This is a genomic window from Pseudoalteromonas sp. 19-MNA-CIBAN-0066 (assembly GCF_040308705.1).
Classification (GTDB): Bacteria; Pseudomonadota; Gammaproteobacteria; order Enterobacterales; family Alteromonadaceae; genus Pseudoalteromonas; species Pseudoalteromonas nigrifaciens.
In genome coordinates this window covers 1-299 of record NZ_JBEONZ010000143.1, presented here as the reverse complement: position 1 = coordinate 299, position 299 = coordinate 1, and the positions used below count along the sequence as shown (strand labels likewise).

The 299-nt window shown below is 41.8% G+C and carries 1 pseudogene; it reads right to left on the bottom strand.

The features are described 5' to 3' along the window. Window positions 1-299 (bottom strand): annotated as a pseudogene (locus AAEZ18_RS18555) (site-specific integrase); the annotation flags it as partial.

Here is a 299-nt window from a genome sequence, read left to right as displayed (position 1 = left end):
ATCTAGTGCAGGTCTTTCACTTGCTTGTTTTTCCGATGCATAAGAGAGAGTATATAGCTCATGAGCCCTGAGTCCGGCGGCATAAGCGATTTGAGTTGATAAAGCATTTCGTTCTGTCTGCGACTCAGAAACTAACTTCATTTGCTCTGTTGTATAAGTGCGACTTGAAAGTGCTTGTTTAAACTCTGATTCGACATAAGGTAAGGTTTTTCCTTGTTCAAGCTTACCAGTTACATGAGTGAGCATTGATTGAATTGCCTGGCGTTCCATATCAAGCGTTTTCTGTCCTACCTCTAGTC